This is a genomic window from Variovorax sp. P4_B11 (assembly GCF_056402355.1).
In genome coordinates, this window is record NZ_JBFUHO010000069.1 from 15,812 (window position 1) to 34,718 (window position 18,907).

The 18,907-nt window shown below is 65.5% G+C and carries 17 protein-coding genes; 13 read left to right on the forward strand and 4 right to left on the reverse strand.

Annotation, left to right across the window (positions count from 1 at the left end):
- Positions 1-2: 2 nt before the first annotated feature.
- On the forward strand, positions 3-1,169 hold the full coding sequence (locus AC1DYD_RS34980) for a dihydrodipicolinate synthase family protein (protein WP_478177326.1): 1,167 nt from the start codon (positions 3-5) through the stop codon (positions 1,167-1,169).
- A 9-nt stretch (positions 1,170-1,178) separates the two neighbouring features.
- Here the strand turns inward: AC1DYD_RS34980 and AC1DYD_RS34985 are convergent, their stop codons facing one another.
- Positions 1,179-2,195, reverse strand: coding sequence for a LacI family DNA-binding transcriptional regulator (locus tag AC1DYD_RS34985; RefSeq protein ID WP_478177341.1), 1,017 nt, complete (start codon positions 2,193-2,195; stop codon positions 1,179-1,181).
- Positions 2,196-2,299: 104 nt separating this feature from the next.
- Between AC1DYD_RS34985 and AC1DYD_RS34990 the strand changes: the two genes are divergently transcribed.
- The 12 genes from AC1DYD_RS34990 (at position 2,300) to AC1DYD_RS35045 (ending at position 15,952) form a co-directional block, all read left to right on the forward strand.
- Positions 2,300-3,322: a Gfo/Idh/MocA family protein gene (locus tag AC1DYD_RS34990; RefSeq protein WP_478177327.1), complete on the forward strand. Its 1,023-nt coding sequence runs from the start codon at positions 2,300-2,302 to the stop codon at positions 3,320-3,322.
- 8 nt (positions 3,323-3,330) lie between these two features.
- Complete coding sequence (locus AC1DYD_RS34995) at positions 3,331-4,926, forward strand: acyl CoA:acetate/3-ketoacid CoA transferase (RefSeq protein WP_478177328.1); 1,596 nt, start codon at positions 3,331-3,333, stop codon at positions 4,924-4,926.
- On the forward strand, positions 4,919-5,698 hold the full coding sequence (locus AC1DYD_RS35000; RefSeq protein WP_478177329.1) for an enoyl-CoA hydratase/isomerase family protein: 780 nt from the start codon (positions 4,919-4,921) through the stop codon (positions 5,696-5,698). The genes AC1DYD_RS34995 and AC1DYD_RS35000 overlap by 8 nt, the downstream gene beginning before the upstream one ends.
- A 23-nt stretch (positions 5,699-5,721) precedes the next feature.
- Positions 5,722-7,233 carry an aldehyde dehydrogenase family protein gene (locus AC1DYD_RS35005; protein ID WP_478177330.1) on the forward strand — a complete coding sequence of 504 codons (1,512 nt, stop codon included), beginning with the start codon at positions 5,722-5,724 and terminating at the stop codon, positions 7,231-7,233.
- A gap of 20 nt (positions 7,234-7,253) precedes the next feature.
- Positions 7,254-8,498: an ABC transporter substrate-binding protein gene (locus AC1DYD_RS35010; protein ID WP_478177331.1), complete on the forward strand. Its 1,245-nt coding sequence runs from the start codon at positions 7,254-7,256 to the stop codon at positions 8,496-8,498.
- 61 nt (positions 8,499-8,559) lie between these two features.
- Entirely contained in the window at positions 8,560-9,426 is an 867-nt protein-coding gene (locus AC1DYD_RS35015) for a carbohydrate ABC transporter permease (protein ID WP_478177332.1), read from the forward strand.
- Complete coding sequence (locus AC1DYD_RS35020) at positions 9,419-10,327, forward strand: carbohydrate ABC transporter permease (protein WP_478177333.1); 909 nt, start codon at positions 9,419-9,421, stop codon at positions 10,325-10,327. Before AC1DYD_RS35015 ends, AC1DYD_RS35020 begins: the two co-directional genes overlap by 8 nt.
- Positions 10,328-10,353: 26 nt before the next feature.
- Entirely contained in the window at positions 10,354-11,475 is a 1,122-nt protein-coding gene (locus AC1DYD_RS35025; RefSeq protein WP_478177334.1) for an ABC transporter ATP-binding protein, read from the forward strand.
- Positions 11,476-11,480: 5 nt separating this feature from the next.
- The gene (locus AC1DYD_RS35030) at positions 11,481-13,004 is read left to right on the forward strand and encodes a GMC oxidoreductase (RefSeq protein WP_478177342.1); all 1,524 of its coding nucleotides are present in this window, start codon (positions 11,481-11,483) and stop codon (positions 13,002-13,004) included.
- On the forward strand, positions 13,001-13,768 hold the full coding sequence (locus AC1DYD_RS35035) for a 3-ketoacyl-ACP reductase (protein WP_478177335.1): 768 nt from the start codon (positions 13,001-13,003) through the stop codon (positions 13,766-13,768). Before AC1DYD_RS35030 ends, AC1DYD_RS35035 begins: the two co-directional genes overlap by 4 nt.
- Positions 13,765-15,384, forward strand: coding sequence for a GMC family oxidoreductase (locus AC1DYD_RS35040; protein WP_478177336.1), 1,620 nt, complete (start codon positions 13,765-13,767; stop codon positions 15,382-15,384). Before AC1DYD_RS35035 ends, AC1DYD_RS35040 begins: the two co-directional genes overlap by 4 nt.
- Before the next feature lie 76 nt (positions 15,385-15,460).
- Positions 15,461-15,952 carry a heme-degrading domain-containing protein gene (locus AC1DYD_RS35045; RefSeq protein ID WP_478177337.1) on the forward strand — a complete coding sequence of 164 codons (492 nt, stop codon included), beginning with the start codon at positions 15,461-15,463 and terminating at the stop codon, positions 15,950-15,952.
- A 29-nt stretch (positions 15,953-15,981) separates the two neighbouring features.
- Here AC1DYD_RS35045 and AC1DYD_RS35050 read toward each other — a convergent pair whose 3' ends face one another.
- The 3 genes from AC1DYD_RS35050 to AC1DYD_RS35060 form a co-directional block, all read right to left on the reverse strand.
- On the reverse strand, positions 15,982-17,469 hold the full coding sequence (locus tag AC1DYD_RS35050) for an NAD(P)(+) transhydrogenase (Re/Si-specific) subunit beta (RefSeq protein ID WP_478177338.1): 1,488 nt from the start codon (positions 17,467-17,469) through the stop codon (positions 15,982-15,984).
- Positions 17,466-17,795 carry an NAD(P) transhydrogenase subunit alpha part 2 gene (locus AC1DYD_RS35055; protein WP_301811134.1) on the reverse strand — a complete coding sequence of 110 codons (330 nt, stop codon included), beginning with the start codon at positions 17,793-17,795 and terminating at the stop codon, positions 17,466-17,468. The genes AC1DYD_RS35050 and AC1DYD_RS35055 overlap by 4 nt, the downstream gene beginning before the upstream one ends.
- Positions 17,796-17,824: 29 nt before the next feature.
- The coding region (locus tag AC1DYD_RS35060) for an NAD(P) transhydrogenase subunit alpha (protein ID WP_478177339.1) at positions 17,825-18,907 on the reverse strand (1,083 nt) is incomplete at its 5' end.

Sequence of the window (18,907 nt, forward strand, 5' to 3'; positions counted from 1 at the left end):
TCATGAAAATCCGACTTCCGCAATCCGATGGCGCTCTGATGAACTACACGGTCATCGGCGAGCCCGTTGCACCACAGTCCACCGCGCCGGCATTCAACCGCACTGTCTATGCTGCCGCCCACGTCGTCGTCGATCCGATCGCCACGGTGGATCCATGGGACGCGTCGCCGCGCGTCGACTGGGACACCACGCTTGCGTTTCGAGAGCACTTGTACCGCTTGGGCTTCAAGGTCGCTGAAGCAATGGACACGGCCCAGCGCGGCATGGGGGTCGATTGGCCTGTCGCTCGCGAACTGATTCAGCGCAGTTTGCGTCATGCCCGCACGGTCCCAGGGGCCGACCTGGCGTGCGGGGTGGGCACCGACCAACTCGCCATCGGCGCCGAGATCACGCTCGCCGACGTCGAGGCGGCCTACAGGGAGCAACTGTCGGTGGTCGAAGCCGAGGGCGGGCGCGCCATCCTCATGTGCAGCCGTGCGCTGGCCCGCTGCGCCAAGGGGCCGGAGGACTACCTGTCGCTTTATGGGCGCATTCTGCGCGACACGTCGCAGCCCGTCATCCTCCACTGGCTCGGCGAGATGTTCGACCCGGCGCTGCGCGGCTATTGGGGCAGCGCAGATCTGGCCAGCGCGCTGGACACGGTGGCGGCGTTGATTCGAGACAACGCGAAACATGTCGAGGGCATCAAGGTCTCGTTGCTGGACGCAAAGTGGGAACTCGAGCTTCGTCGCCGGCTGCCCGAGGGCATCAAGATGTATACCGGCGACGACTTCAATTACGCCGAACTGATCGCGGGCGATGCCTCCGGCCATTCGCATGGGCTGCTCGGAATCTTCGATCCCATCGCGCCGGTCGCGGCCGTTGCGCTCGGTGAACTCGGCAAGGGCAAACCCGAACGTTTCCGTGCCCTCCTTGATCCCACCGTGGCGCTGTCGCGCGAGATCTTCCGCGCGCCAACGCGACACTACAAGGCGGGCGTCGTGTTCCTGGCCTGGCTCAACGGCCATCAGCAGCACTTCTCGATGGCCGGTGGCGCGCAATCCGCGCGCGGTGCCGTGCACTTTGCCAAGGTCTTCGAGTTGGCCGACCAGAGCGGCGTGCTTGCCGACCCCGAGTTGGCCTGCCAGCGCATGAAGTCCTATCTTGAGGTCGCATGTGGCGTGAACTGACGCGGCGCCCTAGCCGGACTGCCTCAGCACCAACTGCGGTTGCGCCAGGAATGTCTGGCGGGCCCGACCCGGGACCCGGATGCGCTCGAGGAGGATCTCCGCAGCGTGAGCGCCCAGTTCCGCGGGGCGGACGTCTACCGTACTCAGGGGAGGATTCGAGTGCGCCGCGTCCTGGACGTTGTCGAATCCCATCAGGGCGAAGTCGACGCCGGCCCGCATGTCTCGTTCGCCCAGTGCGGAGAGCGCCCCGAAGGCGACGACATCGTTGTAGCAAATCGCTGCGGTCGGCCGCGGCGTCCTGTCGAGCAAGGCATTCATCGTCTCGTAGCCGCCTTGCCGGGTGGGCTTCGTCGCCACGAGCCAGTCGTCGTTGAATGGGACATCGCGCTCGGCCAATGCCGCCCGGAAGCCCTTCAGTCGCTGCTCGAGCACCACGCCCGTCAGGCCGCCGAGGAACCCGATGCGTCGGTGCCCCGCATCCAGCAGGTGCCTGGTGGCCGCGTAGACGCCCCGCTCGTTGTCGGCGCCGGCGAAATCGTATCGACCGGGACCCAGCGTGCGAATCATGACAACCAGGGGAATCGACCAGGACTGCACTTCCTTGGGGAATGTGCGAGGGGTCCCGTAGGCCGGGCACAGCACCAGGCCGGCTGCCCCTTGTTCGCGCATCGTGCGCATGACTTGTGTCTGCCGATCCAGGTCTTCGTTGGTGTGCGCCATCAGCACGACATGGCCGGCCTCGACCAGCGTGCGCTCGACGGCGACGAGGATCTCCGCGAAGAAGGGGTTGGCCAGATCGTTGACGACGACGCCGATGGTCCTGGACGAGCGGCCGCGCAGTTCTCCGGCGCGTCGGTTGTAGACATAGCCAAGCTGGCGTGCCGCTGCCCGGACACGCTCGGCCGTCTCGACGGGAATCAGCGGGCTCGCCTTGAGAACCAACGAAACGGTCGATTTGGAGACCTTCGCGGCTGCCGCGACGTCGAGGATCGTGATCGCCCTGGATGACTCTGATCTGTCCATGATTTAGGTGTTTTCCCTAGCCCGGCACGCAAAGGCTTGATCTTTTACTGGAACGTTCCAATAATTCATTCAACCGTTCCAATGAATGTACCGCAATGGAGACAAAAATGGACAACAAGACGCAGACTGGCTGGGGCTTGATCGGTGCAAGCACCATCGCCGCCGAGCACATGATCGATGCGATTCGCGCGCAGCCCGGGCACGAGGTCGTCGCCGTGATGAGCAGCAGCGCCGAGCGTGCGAGGACATTCGCGACCCAGCACGGAATTGCGGGCGCCCACGATGCCGTGGCGTCATTGCTTGCGGATCCGGCCGTGCAAGTCGTGTATGTCAGCACGACCAACGAACTGCATGCCGAGCAGGTCATTGCGGCTGCCGCGGCGGGCAAGCATGTGCTGTGCGAGAAGCCGCTTGCGCTGAAGCTCGACGATGCGCTGCGGATGGTCCGGGCCTGCGCCGCGGCGGGCGTGGTCATGGCGACCAACCATCACCTGCGAAACGCGGCCACTCACCGCAAGCTGCGGGAGCTGGTCCAGGGAGGCGCCATTGGCCGACCGCTGTTCGCGCGGGTCTTCCATGCGGTCTACCTGCCCGTGCACCTGCAGGGATGGCGCATCGACAAACCGTCCGCAGGCGGCGGGGTCATCCTCGACATCGCGGTGCATGACGCAGACACCTTGAGCTTCATCCTCGACGCCGAACCGACCGAAGCCGTCGGCATGTCGCAATCCGCCGCCCTGGCGCGCGAAGGCCTCGAAGACGGCGCGATGGCTGTTCTGCGTTTCGACAACGGCGTCCTGGCGCAACTGCACGATGCCTTCACCACGCCCTTTGCCGGAACAGGCATCGAGATCCACGGCGACAAGGGCTCCGTCTTCGGGCGCAACGTGATGACGCAGCGCGCAGTGGGCGAAGTGCTGCTGCGCGACGCCCAAGGCGAGCGCGCCATCGAAGTCCGGCACGAAAGCCTGTACGCCCGCGGGGTCGCTCGCTTCTGCGACGCGCTCCGCGGCGAGGGAGCGCCGGCCGCCACCGCCGTCGACGGGCTTCGTTCCCTTGCCACCGCCCTGGCGATCGCCGAGGCCTGCCACACCGGGGGGACGGTTCGCGTCGCCACCACTCAAGCCTAGGAGTTCCCATGAAGAAAGTGATCACCGCCGATCAAGCGGCCGCCCTGATTCGCACCGCAGACGTGGTCAGCATCAGTTCGTCGAGCGGCCTCGGCTGCCCCGACAAGGTATTGGCGGCGCTCGGCGCACGGTTCGACAAAGAAGGTCAACCGCGCGATCTGACGACGTTGAATCCGATCGCCGCCGGCGACATGTACGGCATCAAGGGCATCGACCACATCGCCAAGCCGGGGCTGCTGTCCCGCGTGCTGGCGGGGTCCTACCCCAGCGGTCCTTCCTCGTTGCCGATGCCGGCCATCTGGCGCATGGTGGTCGACAACCAGATCGAGGCCTACAACATCCCGAGCGGCATCCTCTACGACATGCACCGCGACGCCGCAGCCAGGCGCCCCGGCGTGCTGACCAAGATCGGGCTCGGAACCTTCGTCGATCCGGATCAGCAAGGCTGCGCGATGAACGCAGCGGCGGCGGCACATCCTGTTGTTCGCAAGGAGACCTTCGACGGTCAGGAGTGGCTCTACTTTCCCGCCATTGCGCCGCAGGTTGCGATCATCCGTGCCACCACCGCCGACGAGCATGGCAACCTGAGCTACGAGCACGAGGGGGCCCTGCTGGGGGGCCTGGACCAGGCGCTCGCTGCGCGGAACAATGGCGGCATCGTGATCGCCCAGGTCAAGCGCGTCGTGAAGGAGGGCAGCCTGCGCCCGCACGATGTGCACGTGCCGCGCAACCTGGTGGACTACATCGTGGTCGACCCGGACCAGTGGCAGACCACCCAGACGCCCTACGATCCGGCCATCAGTGGCGAGATCGCCCAGCCGCTCGCGACCTTCGAGCCGCAGGCCTGGGGGGCCGAGAAGGTGATTTCGCGCCGCGCGGCCATGGAGCTGGCGCACGGCCACGCAGTGAATCTCGGCTTCGGCATCTCCGCCAATGTGCCGCGTGTCCTTCTCGAAGAAGGGCTGCACGGCGAGGTGACCTGGGCGATCGAGCAGGGCGCGATCGGCGGCATGCCTCTGCTCGGCTTCGCCTTCGGATGCGCATCGAACGCCGACGCGATCATGGCCTCGCCGAACCAGTTCACCTATTTCCAGGGCGGTGGCTTCGACGTGACCTTGCTGTCGTTCCTGCAGGTCGATCGCAATGGGAGCGTGAATGTCTCCAAGCTGGGATCGAAGCCCTACTTGACCGCCGGTTGCGGCGGCTTGGTCGACATCACCTCACACGCCAGGCGCATCGTGTTTTCTGGCTTCTTCACAGCCGGTGCCAAGCTCGAGGTGGGCGACGGCAAGCTGACGATCCTCCAGGAGGGCAAGACGCGGAAGTTCGTGGAGTCTGCCGAGCACATCACCTACAGCGGCGTGATCGGCCGCCAACGCGGACAACGAGTGACCTACGTGACGGAGCGCTGCGTGATCGACCTGGAGGATGACGCCCTGGTGGTGCGGGAGATTGCGCCAGGCATCGACCTCCAGCGCGACGTGCTGGACCAGGCCGACATCCCGTTGCGCGTCGCCGACGACCTTCGATGGATGGACGCCGCTCTGTTTCGCGATACGCCCTTCGGTCTGAAGCTCAAGGCAGAGGAGCTGCGTCGTGGCTGATTCCCTGATTCTTCTCGAGCGCGAGGGGTCCGTGGCGACGGTCACGTTGAACCGGCCGGCGAAACTGAATTCATTGACGCCTTCGATGCTCGACGCGCTCGAGAGCGCGGCGCGGGAGCTCGATGGCGATGCTGGCGTGCGGGTCGTGATCCTCGTGGGCGCAGGCGAGAAGGCGTTCTGCGTGGGCGCCGACATCAACGAGTGGGCGGCACTCCAGCCTTTGGACATGTGGCGCCGATGGGTGCGTCGCGGCCATCAGGTCTTCGACCAGTGGGCGCGCTTGCGCCAGCCCGTCATCTGCGCGATCAACGGACACGCGTTTGGCGGCGGCCTCGAGCTCGCCATCACGGCTGACATTCGCATTGCTGCGGCGCAGGCGCAGTTCGCGCTGCCCGAGGCGTCGATCGCCACCTGCCCTGGCTGGTCGGGTACGCAGCGACTGGTGCAGTTGATGGGCGCCAGCCGCGCCAAGTACCTGGCGCTGAGCGGAATCCGGCAGTCGTCCGCCGACGCCTTGGCTGCAGGGCTCGTTCACGAGGTGCTGCCGGCGGCCGACCTCCGGCGCCGCGCGAGCGCACTGGCACGCGAGATGACGGCCAAGGCGCCTGTTTCGCTGCAGCTGACAAAGCAACTGATCAACGCCGCCGCCGGTGAAGACGCTGCCGCCACGCTGGAGGCCATGGCCGGCGCGCTGGCCGCATCCACCGAGGACGCCGCAGAGGGCATCCGCAGCTTCAAAGAAAAACGCTCACCCAGCTACCTGGGCCGCTGATCTTCCACCCACTGGACACACCCATGCGTACTTCCACAGTCTCCCCCCAAGCCGATGCGCCGAGCCGCGCGCCATTCCAGGGCAAACTCCTCATCGACGGCGCCTGGGTCGATGCCGCAGATGGCGCCACGCTGGAGCGCAACTCGCCCGCCCATGACACGCTGGTGGCTGTCTACGCGCAGGCTGGCGTCGTCGATGCCGAACGGGCCATCGGCGCAGCACGCAAGGCGTTCGACCAAGGTCCGTGGCCGCACATGAAGGGCGCCGAGCGCGCCCGCGTGCTGCGCGCCGTGGCCGACGGGATCCTTGCTCGCAAGCACGACCTGGCGCTGATGGAAACGCTCGAGAACGGCAAGCCGATCGCCCAGTCGCTCGCCGAGATCGAAGGCGCAGCCGACCTCTGGCACTACGCGGCGACACTGGCGCGCAACCTGCACGGCGACAGCTACAACACCCTTGGCGAGAAGACGCTCGGCATCGTACTGCGCGAACCGATCGGCGTGGTCAGCGTCATCACGCCCTGGAACTTCCCGTTTCTGATCGTCAGCCAGAAGCTGCCGTTTGCCCTGGCGGCCGGCTGCACGGCCGTCGTGAAGCCGGCCGAGGTGACCTCCGGCACGACCGTGATGCTCGGCGAGATCCTGCAGGCCGCCGGCCTGCCGGACGGGGTCGTGAACATCCTGGTCGGCCGTGGCAGCGTGGTGGGCGAGGTGCTGGTGACCCATCCGGATGTCGACATGCTGTCTTTCACCGGGTCCACCGCCATCGGCAAGCAGGCCGTTGCGAAGTCCGCCCAGACCTTGAAGAAGGTCTCGATGGAGCTGGGCGGCAAGAACCCGCAGATCATCTTTCCAGACTGCGATTGGGACGCAGCCGTCGACGCGGCCGTGTTCGGCATCTACTTCAATGCCGGCCAGTGCTGCAACAGCGGAAGCCGCATTCTCGTGCACGAAGCGATTGCCGAGCGTTTCACGGCTGCGGTGGTCGAGCGCTCCAAGCGCGTCAAAGTGGGCGACCCGCTGACACCCGGCATGCAGGTCGGCGCGATCACGACAGACAAGCAGCTCGAGACGATCCTGTCGCACGTCGAGGGCGCTCGCCGCGGCGGCGCCACCATTGCCCTCGGTGGCGCGCGGATGGACATGACCGGCATGTACGTGGAACCGACCGTCGTGACCGGCGTCACCCGCGACATGGCCATCGCCAAGGAGGAAGTCTTCGGCCCGGTGCTGGCGGTCCTGAGCTTCAAGAACCTGGACCAGGCCGTCGAGTTGGCCAACAGCACGCTCTATGGCCTGTCGGCTGCCGTCTGGAGCCAGGACTTCAGCACCTGCCTCAGCGCGGCGCGCCGCATCAAGGCCGGCACGGTCTGGGTCAACACCTTCCTCGAAGGCCACGCCGAGCTGCCCTTCGGCGGCTACCGCGAGAGCGGAATCGGCCGCGAACTCGGCCGCTTTGCGACCGAGGATTACACCGAAACCAAGACCCTGCACATGCATCTCGGTGAACGCACCGACTGGTACCTGTCCCGTTAATCACCACAAAGGAGACTTCCATGAAAAAGCAGCTCATCAGCATGGCGATCGTTGCATCCGCGGCAATGCCGGCATTCGCCCAGAAGGAAAGCGTCGAGGTCCTCCATTGGTGGACCTCCGGCGGCGAAGCCTCGGCGCTCAACGTGCTCAAGACCAACCTCGAGAAGCAAGGCGTCACCTGGAACGACATGCCCGTCGCTGGCGGAGGCGGCGAAGCGGCCATGACTGCCGTGCGGGCACGCGTCACGGCCGGCAACCCGCCCACCGCTGTGCAGTTGCTCGGTTTCGACGTCCAGGATTGGGCGAAGCAGGGCGTGCTCGCCGACCTGAACGACCTGGCGGCCAAAGGCAATTGGGACAAGATCGTCCCGCCGCAACTGCAGAAGTTCGCCAAGTACAACGGCAAGTGGATCGCCGTCCCGGTCAACCTCCACACGACCAACTGGATCTGGGCCAACAAGGAGGTGCTTGCAAAGTCGGGCGTGACCACCGAACCCAAGGATTTCGACGAATTCATCGCCAGCGCCGAGAAGGTGCAGAAGGCCGGCTTCATCGCGATCGCTCACGGCGGCCAGCCGTGGCAGGACGCGACCGTCTTCGACAGCGTCGTCTTGTCGACGGGCGGTGTCGACTACTACAGGAAGGCGTTCATCGACCTGGACCCGAAGGCGCTGAACTCGCCGACCACGCTGAAGGTGTTCCAGCGCATGACGCAGATCCGCAAGCTGGTCGACAAGGACTTCTCGGGACGCGACTGGAACGTCGCTTCGGGCTTGGTCATCAGCGGCAAGGCCGGCTTCCAGATCATGGGTGACTGGGCCAAGGGCGAGTTCGTCAACGCCAAGAAGGTGCCAGGCAAGGACTTCGCGTGCTACCGCTTCCCGGGGACTCAGGGCTCCGCGTCATTCAACACCGACAACTTCGCGATGTTCAAGTTGAGCGATCCGGCAAAGACCGCGGCACAGATGAAGATGGCCGCGGACGTCATGGACCCCTCGTTCCAGTCGTCGTTCAATGTCATCAAGGGCGCGGCGCCGGCGCGCAATGATGTGTCGGACGCCGCGTTCGACGAGTGCGGCAAGAAGGCGATCAAGGACGCGGCCGAGGCCAGCAAGAACAACACGCTGGTCGGCTCCATCGCGCACGGCCATGCGGTTCCGGCTTCGATGAAGAGTTCCTTCTACGATGTCATCACGCGTCACTTCAACGGCCAGATCGACGACAAGAAGGCCGTCGCGGAACTGCTGTCGGCCGCCAGGAACTGAGCGATCCGATCAACCCTTGACCTTCGGGTGATCCCCATCACCCGGCTATCGGAGCACTGCCATGAAAGCCGGTTACCTGCCGAAGTTGTTGTTCAGCCCCAGCGCGTTTCTCGTGCTGGTGTGCGTGTACGGCTACATCATGTTCACGATGTACCTGTCCTTCACCACGTCGACGATGATGCCGTCGTTCGAATGGGCGGGCACGGCCAACTACACGCGATTGCTCGGACTGGAGAACTGGCAGGTCTCCCTCGTCAACCTGGCGACCTTCGCGAGTCTCTACATCGTGATCGCCATGGCCTTGGGTCTCGGGCTGGCGATCCTGATCGACCAGAAGATCCGCTCCGAAAGCGTCTTCAGGTCCATCTTCCTCTACCCGATGGCACTGTCGTTCATCGTCACCGGTACGGCCTGGAAGTGGTTGCTGGACCCGGGCGTCGGGTTGGAACGCTCGATCCATCTGCTGGGCTGGGAAAGCTTCTCCTTCACCTGGATCAAGGACAGCGAGATGGCGATCTACTGCGTGGTGATCGCCGCCGTGTGGCAGACCAGCGGTTTCGTGATGGCGATGTTCCTCGCGGGACTGCGCGGCGTGGACACCGAACAGGTCAACGCGGCCAAGGTGGACGGCGCGAAGACCTGGCAGATCTACCTGCGAATCATCCTGCCGCAGCTGGGCCCGGTGTTCGTCTCGGCCTTCGTGATCCTCGCGCACATGGCCATCAAGTCCTATGACCTGGTCATCGCCTTGACCAACGGCGGCCCAGGCCGCTCGACGTGGCTCCCGTCGGTGTTCATGTATCAGTACACGTTCACCCGCAACGAGATGGCCGTCGGTGCCGCGAGTTCGGTGCTGATGCTGGTGGCCATCGGTGCGGTGGTGCTTCCCTACCTCTTGAGCGAAATGCGGAAGGTCAAAAATGGCTAATGCAGCTACGCATGCCGCCGTGCATGTACACGGGGCCAGCGGGGTCCAGCCCAGGCTGGACATCGCGCGCATCGTCCTCTACGTCGTGCTGTTCCTGTGCGCCGTGGTCTTCCTGATGCCTGTCTATGTGATGGCGGTGAATTCGTTCAAGCCGCTCGACGAGATCCGAACCGGCAACATGATGTCCTTGCCTGTCGCCTGGACGATCGCGCCCTGGCTGAGCGCCTGGAGCACGGCGCAGATCGGGGTGCAACCGACCGGTCTGCGGCCCTTCTTCATCAATTCGTTCCTGCTCGTCATTCCCGCGGTGGTGCTGTCCACGCTGATCGGTGCCCTGAACGGCTACATCCTCACGCAGTTCAAGTTCCGCGGCGCGAACCTGATGTTTGCCGCGATGCTTTTCTCGGTCTTCATTCCGTTCCAGATCGTGCTGATCCCGATGGCGAAGACGCTCGGCTTCCTGGGGCTCGCGGGGACGGTCAAGGGCCTGATCTTCGTGAATACCGTGTACGGCATCGGCTTCACGACTCTTTTCTTCCGCAACTACTACGCGGCATTCCCGTCCGAGCTGATCCGCTCGGCCCGCATGGACGGTGCCGGCTTCTTTGGGGTGATGGGTCGGATCCTTCTGCCCAACAGCACGCCGATCATTGTGGTGACCGTGATCTGGCAGTTCACCAACATCTGGAACGAGTTCCTGTTCGGTGCGTCATTCAGCGACTTCAGCTCTTATCCGCTCACGGTGGCATTGAACAACCTGGTGAACAGCAGCACCGGGGTCAAGGAATACAACGTTCACTTCGCCGGCGCGTTCATCGCGGCCATTCCCACGCTGGTCGTGTACCTCGTGTCCGGCAAGTATTTCGTCCGCGGCTTGATGGCCGGTTCGGTCAAGGGCTGAACGCCCGCCCTCTTCAGGAGACATCCATGGCATCCCTCGATCTCGTCAACGTGCAGAAGAGCTTCGGCCCCGTCAAGATCCTGCACGACATCTCCATCGGCTTGCTCGACGGCGAGTTCCTCGTGCTCGTCGGCCCCTCCGGCTGCGGCAAGAGTACGCTGATGAACATCATCGCGGGGCTCGAAGAACCGACGAGCGGATCATTGAGCCTCCAGGGCCGCGACATCACGAATGTCGCACCGGCGGAGCGAAACATCTCGATGGTGTTCCAGTCGTACGCGCTGTACCCGAACATGACCGTTGCGAAGAATATCGAGTTCCCGCTGGAGATGCGGAAGTTGGAGAAATCGGCGCGGGCCGAGCGTGTCAAGTCGGTTTCGAAGCTTCTTCAGATCGAGCATCTGCTCGACCGCAAACCACGCCAGCTCTCGGGCGGCCAGCGACAGCGCGTCGCCATCGGGCGTGCGCTCGCCCGGGAGCCGCAGCTGTACCTTTTCGACGAACCACTCTCGAATCTCGATGCGCAGCTTCGCGTGGACATGCGCACCGAGATTAAGAAGCTGCATCAGCGACTGAAGGCGACGATCGTCTACGTGACCCACGACCAGATCGAGGCGATGACGCTGGCGACGAGGATCGCCGTGATGAAAGGCGGTGTGCTGCAGCAGCTCGGCACCCCGTACGAGGTCTACAACCGCCCGGCCAATACCTTCGTCGCCAGCTTCATGGGCTCTCCGCGCATGAATCTCGTCAAGGCGCGCATGGCCGTTGCGGAGGGTGCCTCGAGCCTGGTGATCCAGTCGGGCCAAAGTCCGCGTGTGAGCATTCCGCTGCCGCCGCCCGTGAACTTGGCCGCGTTGCAGGCTTACGCTGGCCAGGAAGTCATCGCCGGGATTCGCGCCGAAGCCGTGAGCCTCGCGCGGGACGGCATGGTCGCCGGGCCGTTGCAGTGCTTTGTCGATGCCAGGGTGGAAGTCATCGAGCCGACCGGCGCGGATACCCTGGTGGTCCTGAACCTGGGGGGCAGCGAGTTCACCGTGCGCCTGGAGCCCGATGCGCCGTTGAAGCCGGAGCAGAACGCGCGCTTCCTCGTCGATCTGTCGAAGCTGGTGTGCTTCGACGCCAAGACCGAGATGCTGATTGCGTGACGGCCATGACAGCGCGCGACTACGACGTGGTGATCATCGGCTCCGGGGTCGGCGGCGGGGCCGTTGCCCGGCAATTGGCCGGCACCCGCGCGCGCGTCCTGATCCTGGAGCGTGGCCCCGTGCTGCCGCGCGAACCCGAGAACTGGAGCGCCGAGTCGGTGTTCGTCGACCTGCGCTACCGCAGCACGGAAACGTGGACGAGCGGCGCGCGTCGTTTCAGGCCGGGGCAATACTATTTCGTCGGCGGCCATACCAAGTTTTACGGCACCGCCATGTTCCGCTTCCGGGAGCGCGACTTTCTTGCGCACGATCTCGAAGATGGAGCCACCACAGCGTGGCCCATTGGCTATGAGGAGCTGGAGGCCTGGTATGGCCAGGCCGAGAATCTGTTCGGAGTGCGTGGACAGGCGGGAATCGACCCGACCGAGGCGCCACGCAGCGCTCCGTACGCGCATGCGCCCATTCCGCACGAGCCGATCCTGGCCGACATCGAGCGACGATTGAAGGCGCAGGGCCTGCATCCGTTCCCGATGCCGGCAGCAGTGGACTTGGGCCCCGGCGGTCGATGCCAGCGCTGCGGCACTTGCGATGCGTTCCCCTGCCGGATCGATGCCAAGGGGGATGCCGAGATGTGCCTGGTGCGCCCGGCGCTGTTGCAGCCGAACGTCGAGTTGCGCAGCGAGACGATGGTCGAGCGATTGATCACGGATGGGACCGGCCGGCGCATCGTGGCGGCAGAGATCCAGGAGCGGGGCCTGAGGTCGCGCATTCGTGCCGGCCTGTTCGTGCTCAGTGCGGGCGCAGTCAACTCCGCAGCCCTGTTGCAACGGTCTGCCAACGATCGCCATCCTCGCGGGCTGGCGAACTCCAGCGACGTGGTGGGTCGGCATTTCATGAACCACAACTGCACCGGCTTGATGGCCCTTCATCCGACCCGGCGCAACGACACCCGGTTTCCGAAGACGCTGTCGCTGAACGACTACTACTTCGGCGACGCCGACGAAGGTGGGAGCGGGCCGCCGCTCGGGAACCTGCAGCTGCTCGGCAAGTTGAGCGAGCCCATCCTGCGCGGGGCCATGCCCGCCTGGACGCCGCGCGCCGTGCGCCGGTGGTTGGCCTCGCACAGTGTCGATTGGTACGTGATGTCCGAAGATCTCCCGCACCGTGACAGCACGGTGCGTGTCAACGCGGACGGCAGCGTCGACCTGCGCTGGCAGCGGACCAACATGGGCGCGCATCGCAAGTGGGTGCGCAAAGCCGCCGGAATCATCCGGCGCACCGGCTATCCGATCGTGTTGACCAAGCCCTTCACGATGGACACGCCTTCGCACCAGTGCGGCACCGTGCGCTTCGGCCGTGACCCGGCGACCTCGGCGCTCGATCCCCTGTGCAAGGCCTGGGACCACGACAACCTGTACGTGGTCGACGCGAGCTTCTTCCCCTCGTCGGCCGCGGTCAATCCGGCCCTGACCATCGCGGCCCAGGCGCTGCGGGTCGGCCACCATCTGCGTACGGAGGTTTTGCAATGAACACCCCGAGGCCTCTGGCCGTTGTGACCGGCGCCCGACGCGGCATTGGCGCGGGCATTGCGATCGAACTCGCCTCTCGCGGCTTCGACATCGCCCTGACTGACATCGATGCGAGCGGTGCCGAGCCCACGCTGGCCGGCATCGTCGAGCATGGCGGGGAGGCCCGGATCTTCGAGTCGGACCTGGGCCGTGTCGAGGATCACGCGAGCGTGATAGCTCGCGTCGTCGACTGGCGCGGCCCCATCTCTTGCCTCGTCAACAACGCCGGGATCCCCGCACCGAGCCGTGGCGACCTTCTGGACGTGACGACCGCGTCGTTCGACCGGGTGCTCGACGTCAACCTGCGCGGCACCTTCTTCTTCACGCAGGCCGTCGCACGCCACATGGTGGATACGCCGTCGCCGGGACCCCGCGCGATCGTCACCGTCTCTTCGGTCAGCGTCGAGATGGCCTCGGTCGAACGCGGCGAGTATTGCCTGTCGAAATCCGGCCTCGGCATGCTGACAAAGCTGTTCGCGCTGCGGCTGGCGCCCCTGGGCATCGGTGTCTTCGAGGTCCGCCCCGGCGTGATCCGAACGCCAATGACCGAGGGCGTGGCCGGCGCCTATGACCAACGGATCGCGGAGGGTCTCGTCCCCATGGGGCGCTGGGGGTATCCAGAGGATGTGGCGCGCGCCGTGTCGGCGTTGGCCGGCGGGCAGCTGGGCTTTTCAACCGGCAGCGTCGTGCATGTCGACGGCGCCCTTTCGATTCCAAGACTATGACCACCGAGAGCTACGACTACATCATCACCGGCGGCGGTTCCGCGGGGTGCGTCTTGGCGAGCCGGCTGAGCGCCGACCCCTCCATCAGGGTGCTGCTGCTCGAGGCAGGCGGCTCCGACCGGCATCCTTTCTTCCATATGCCTGCCGGCTTTGCGAAGATGACCCGTGGCATCGGATCCTGGGGCTGGCACACCGTGCCTCAGAAGCACCTGAAGGACCGTGTGCTGCGCTTCACTCAGGCGAAGGTGATCGGCGGCGGTTCATCGATCAATGCGCAGCTGTATACGCGTGGCGCTGCGGCGGATTACGACGAGTGGGTGAGCGAGGAGGGCGCCAGAGGCTGGTCCTACCGCGACGTCCTGCCCTACTTCAAGCGATCAGAGAACAACCAGCGATTCGCGAACGAATTCCACGCCTACGGCGGGCCTCTGGGCGTCTCCAACCCCATCAGCCCGTTGCCGATTTGCGAGGCCTTCTTTCAGGCAGGGCAGGAGCTCGGCATCCCCTTCAACCCCGACTTCAATGGTGCCAGGCAGGACGGGCTCGGCTACTACCAGCTCACGCAACTGAACGCGCGCCGATCGTCGACATCGACGGGATTCCTCGACAAGCAGGTTCGGGCACGATCGAACCTGCGCGTGATGATGAACACGCGCGCGCTGCGCATCGTCACGGAGCGCGGTCGCGCCATTGGCGTCGAGATCGTGAGCGCCGACAACGCGAGGCCGCGCCTGATTCGGGCCGACCGGGAAGTCGTCGTTTCGTCCGGCGCCATCGGCTCTCCGAAGCTCCTGATGCAATCGGGGATCGGACCCGCCGACCACCTGCGTGCGGTCGGCGTGCCGGTGGTGCATGACCTGCCGGGTGTGGGGGGCAACCTGCAGGATCATCTGGACCTGTTCGTCATCGCGGAGTGCACCGGCGATCACACCTATGACAAGTTCAACAAGCCCCAGCATGCCGCGTTGGCGGGCCTGCAGTACTTGCTGCTCAAGACGGGGCCGGTCGCGTCGAGTCTCTTCGAGACCGGAGGCTTCTGGTACGCCGATCCGAACGCCAACGCGCGCTCGCCCGACATCCAGTTTCACCTGGGCCTGGGGTCGGGTATCGAGGCGGGAATGGCGAAACTGCAGAATGCCGGAGTCACGCTCAATACGGCATACCTCCGGCCACGTTCTCGCGGCACGGTGCGGCTCGCGAGCCAGGACCCCGCGGCTGCGCCGCTTCTGGATCCCAACTATTGGTCGGATCCCCACGACCGGGAGATGTCGATCAAGGGGCTGCGGCTGGCGCGCGAGATCCTGTCGCAGGCGGCAATGCACCGCTACGTTCAAACCGAGATCCTTCCAGGCACGCGCCTCTCGAGCGACCAGGACCTCTTCGACTATGCGTGTGCCAATGCGAAGACGGATCATCACCCCGTCGGTACCTGCCGGATAGGGCCCGAGAGTGACCCGGCAAGCGTCGTGTCCCCCGACTTGCGCGTGATAGGCATGCAAGGGCTGCGGGTCGTCGATGCTTCCGTCATGCCACGTGTTCCTTCGTGCAATACGAACGCGCCGACCATCATGGTCGCCGAGAAAGCCGTCGACCATATCCTCGGGCGCATTGCCTAGCGACATCCACTTCAACGAACGGCGCAGGATCGGGGGTGTCCGCAGTCCTGGTCGAGCAGTCAGCAAGGCGTATCGAATGAATATCGATCAAGATCTGGAGCGCATGGCTCAACAGGAGCGGCGCCTTCGTCTCACCCACTTCGACAACGCCGTGGCTTGGGAACTGGGGACAAGGCTCCGGGCCCGTTGCGAAGCGGTCGGCGTGAACTTGACCATCGAGATTCGCCACGCGGGCGAGACGGTCTTTTTCTTTGCGATGCCGGGCACCCAGCCAGAGAACGCCGATTGGGCTCGACGCAAGCGCAACACGGTCGAGTTGCTCCAAAGAAGTTCTTACGCGGTCGGAAGATCACTCGAGAAGGAAGGTGTCTCGCTCGAGCAAGACAGTCGACTGCCGGTGCGCGACTATGCCGTTCACGGCGGCGGATTCCCAATTCGAGTGGTCCATGGCGATTGCGTGGGTGCCGTCGCGGTTTCCGGCGCGCCGCAACGCCGGGACCATGCCATCGTTGTCGAGGTATTGGCCGAGATGTGCGGCGTTGCGCTCGGGGATGTCGCGCTCGATTGAAGAATATCCGCCCCGCGCCCGGGCAAGCGCTACTCGATCGCCTTGGCCATGTCCTCGACGACCTTCTTGGCGTCGCCGAAGACCATCAGGGTCTTGTCCATGTAGAACAGCTCGTTGTCCAGGCCGGCGTAGCCCGCGGCCATGCTGCGCTTGTTCACGATCACGGTCTTGGCCTTGTAGGCCTCCAGGATCGGCATGCCGTAGATCGGCGTGCCCTTCTGCAGCGCCGCCGGGTTCACCACGTCGTTGGCCCCCAGGATGATCGCCACGTCGGCCTGGCCGAACTCGCCGTTGATGTCCTCCATCTCGAACACCTGGTCGTAGGGCACCTCGGCCTCGGCCAAGAGCACGTTCATGTGGCCCGGCATGCGCCCGGCCACCGGATGGATSGCGTACTTSACCGTCACGCCGTGCTCGGTGAGCTTGGCSGCGAGCTCCTTCACCGCGTGCTGGGCCCGGGCCACCGCSAGGCCGTAGCCCGGCACGATGATCACGGTCTCGGCRTTGGAGAGCACGAAGGCCGCGTCGTCGGCGCTGCCGCTCTTGACCGGGCGCTGCTCCTTGGCGCCGGTGGCCGCACTGGCCGCCTCGCCGCCGAAGCCGCCCAGGATCACGTTGAAGAACGAGCGGTTCATCGCCTTGCACATGATGTAGCTCAGGATCGCRCCCGAGSWGCCCACCAGCGAGCCGGCCACGATCAGCATCGCGTTGTTCAGGCTGAAGCCGATGCCCGCGGCCGCCCAGCCCGAGTAGCTGTTGAGCATCGAGACCACCACCGGCATGTCGGCGCCGCCGATCGGGATGATGATCAGCACGCCCATCACGAAGGCCAGCAGCACCATCGCGAGGAAGGCGGCCCAGCTCTCGGTGGCCATGTACAGCAGGCCGAGCGCGATCGTCAGCAGGCCCAGGATGAGGTTCAGCATGTGCTGGCCCTTGAACTGCACCGGCGCGCCCTGGAACAGGCGRAACTTGTACTTGCCCGAGAGCTTGCCGAAGGCGATCACCGAGCCGCTGAAGGTGATCGCGCCGATGGCCGCGCCCAGGAAGAGTTCCAGCCGGTTGCCCGCCGGAATCGCATAGCGCAGGAAACCGTCGATGATCGCGGCGCCCTCGGGTGTCTGCACGCCGACGGCAGCGGCCACCGGCGGCGGCGTGATGCCGAAGGCCCAGGGCTCGACCACCGCAGCGACCGCAATGAACACGGCCGCCAGGCCGATCATGCTGTGGAAGAAAGCCACCAGCTCGGGCATCTGCGTCATCTCGACGGTCTTGGCCCGGTAGGCGCCGTAGCCGCCGCCGACCACCACGCCCAGCAGCACCCAGGCCATGCCGATCGCCTTGCCGCCCGAGAGCTGGACGATCAGCGCCGCGGTGGTCAGCATGGCGATCGCCATGCCGACCATGCCGAAGAGGTTGCCGCGGATCGAGGTGGTGGGGTGACTCAGCCCTTTCAGGGCCTGGATGAAGCAGACGCTGGCGATCAGGTACAGCAGCGTGACGACATTCATGCTCATGCTGCGTTCCCCTTGTCACCGGCAGGCGCGGCCTTCTTGTCCTTCTTCTTGAACATCTCGAGCATGCGCCGGGTGACCAGGAAGCCGCCGAAGACGTTGACCGCGGCCAGCGCCACGGCCAGCACGCCCATGGTCTTGCCCAGGCCGGTCTCGGTCAGCGCGGCCGCGAGCATGGCGCCCACGATCACGATCGCCGAGATCGCATTGGTGACCGCCATCAGCGGCGTGTGCAGCGCCGGCGTGACGGTCCACACCACGTGGTAGCCGACATAGATCGCCAGCACGAAGATGATCAGGTTGATGACGGTATGGGATACGGGATCCATGGCGGTGCTCCTCCGGGGGTTCTCGGTGCTTATTTCTTGGTGACCTGGCCGTCCTGCGCCATGCGGCAGGCCGCGACGATGTCGTCCTCGAGGTCGATCTTGAGCGTGCCTTCCTTGGCCACGATCAGCTTGAGGAAGTCGAGCACGTTGCGCGCATAGAGCGAGGACGCATCGGCCGCCACCAGCGCCGCCAGGTTGGTCTCGCCGACGATGGTCACGCCGTGCTTGACCACCGTCTTGTCGGCCTCGGACAGCGGGCAGTTGCCGCCCACGCCGTCGGGGCCCTTGCCGGCGGCGATGTCGACGATCACCGAGCCCGGCTTCATCGACTTGACCATGTCCTCGGTGATCAGGGTGGGCGCCGCGCGGCCCGGGATCAGCGCGGTGCTGATCATGATGTCGGCCAGCGCCACGCGCTTGGCGACCTCCACCTGCTGGCGCGCCAGCCAGCTCGGGGGCATCGGCTTGGCGTAGCCGCCGACGCCGACCGCGGCCTCTTTCTCTTCGTCGGTGTCGTAGGAGACCTCGATGAACTTGCCGCCCAGCGACTCGATCTGCTCCTTGACCGAGGGCCGCACGTCGGAGGCCTCGATCACCGCGCCCAGGCGCTTGGCCGTCGCGATGGCCTGCAGGCCGGCCACCCCGACGCCCAGGATCACCACCCGGGCCGCCTTCACGGTGCCGGCGGCCGTCATCAGCATCGGGAAGAAGCGCTGGTAGCGGTCGGCCGCGATCATCACGGCCTTGTAGCCGGCGATATTGGCCTGCGAGCTCAGCACGTCCATGCTCTGGGCGCGGGTGGTGCGCGGGGCGGCCTCGAGCGCGAAGGCGGTCAGGCCGGCCGCGGCCAGGCGCTGCAGGCCCGCGGCGTCGAAGGGGTTGAGCATGCCGATGAGCACCGTGCCCGGCTTCATCAGCGCGCACTCGCGGTCGTCGGGGCTGCGCACCTTGAGCACGATGTCGCAGCCGAAGGCCCCCGCGGCATCGGCGATCTCGGCACCGGCGGCCTGGTAGGCCGCATCGGTGACGCTGGCGGCCACGCCGGCGCCCGATTGCACCCGCACTACATGGCCTTGCGCCACCAGCTTCTTCGCGGTCTCCGGGGTCACGGC

What these genes read in the sequence shown, in the direction of transcription:
- AC1DYD_RS34980 (WP_478177326.1), top strand. Translation starts at nt 3, where the DNA reads ATGAAAATCCGACTTCCGCAATCCGATGGCGCTCTGATGAACTACACG.
- AC1DYD_RS34990 (WP_478177327.1), top strand. Translation starts at nt 2,300, where the DNA reads ATGGACAACAAGACGCAGACTGGCTGGGGCTTGATCGGTGCAAGCACC.
- AC1DYD_RS34995 (WP_478177328.1), top strand. Translation starts at nt 3,331, where the DNA reads ATGAAGAAAGTGATCACCGCCGATCAAGCGGCCGCCCTGATTCGCACC.
- AC1DYD_RS35005 (WP_478177330.1), top strand. Translation starts at nt 5,722, where the DNA reads ATGCGTACTTCCACAGTCTCCCCCCAAGCCGATGCGCCGAGCCGCGCG.
- AC1DYD_RS35010 (WP_478177331.1), top strand. Translation starts at nt 7,254, where the DNA reads ATGAAAAAGCAGCTCATCAGCATGGCGATCGTTGCATCCGCGGCAATG.
- AC1DYD_RS35015 (WP_478177332.1), top strand. Translation starts at nt 8,560, where the DNA reads ATGAAAGCCGGTTACCTGCCGAAGTTGTTGTTCAGCCCCAGCGCGTTT.
- AC1DYD_RS35020 (WP_478177333.1), top strand. Translation starts at nt 9,419, where the DNA reads ATGGCTAATGCAGCTACGCATGCCGCCGTGCATGTACACGGGGCCAGC.
- AC1DYD_RS35025 (WP_478177334.1), top strand. Translation starts at nt 10,354, where the DNA reads ATGGCATCCCTCGATCTCGTCAACGTGCAGAAGAGCTTCGGCCCCGTC.
- AC1DYD_RS35030 (WP_478177342.1), top strand. Translation starts at nt 11,481, where the DNA reads ATGACAGCGCGCGACTACGACGTGGTGATCATCGGCTCCGGGGTCGGC.
- AC1DYD_RS35035 (WP_478177335.1), top strand. Translation starts at nt 13,001, where the DNA reads ATGAACACCCCGAGGCCTCTGGCCGTTGTGACCGGCGCCCGACGCGGC.
- AC1DYD_RS35040 (WP_478177336.1), top strand. Translation starts at nt 13,765, where the DNA reads ATGACCACCGAGAGCTACGACTACATCATCACCGGCGGCGGTTCCGCG.
- AC1DYD_RS35045 (WP_478177337.1), top strand. Translation starts at nt 15,461, where the DNA reads ATGAATATCGATCAAGATCTGGAGCGCATGGCTCAACAGGAGCGGCGC.
- AC1DYD_RS35055 (WP_301811134.1), bottom strand. Translation starts at nt 17,795, where the DNA reads ATGGATCCCGTATCCCATACCGTCATCAACCTGATCATCTTCGTGCTG.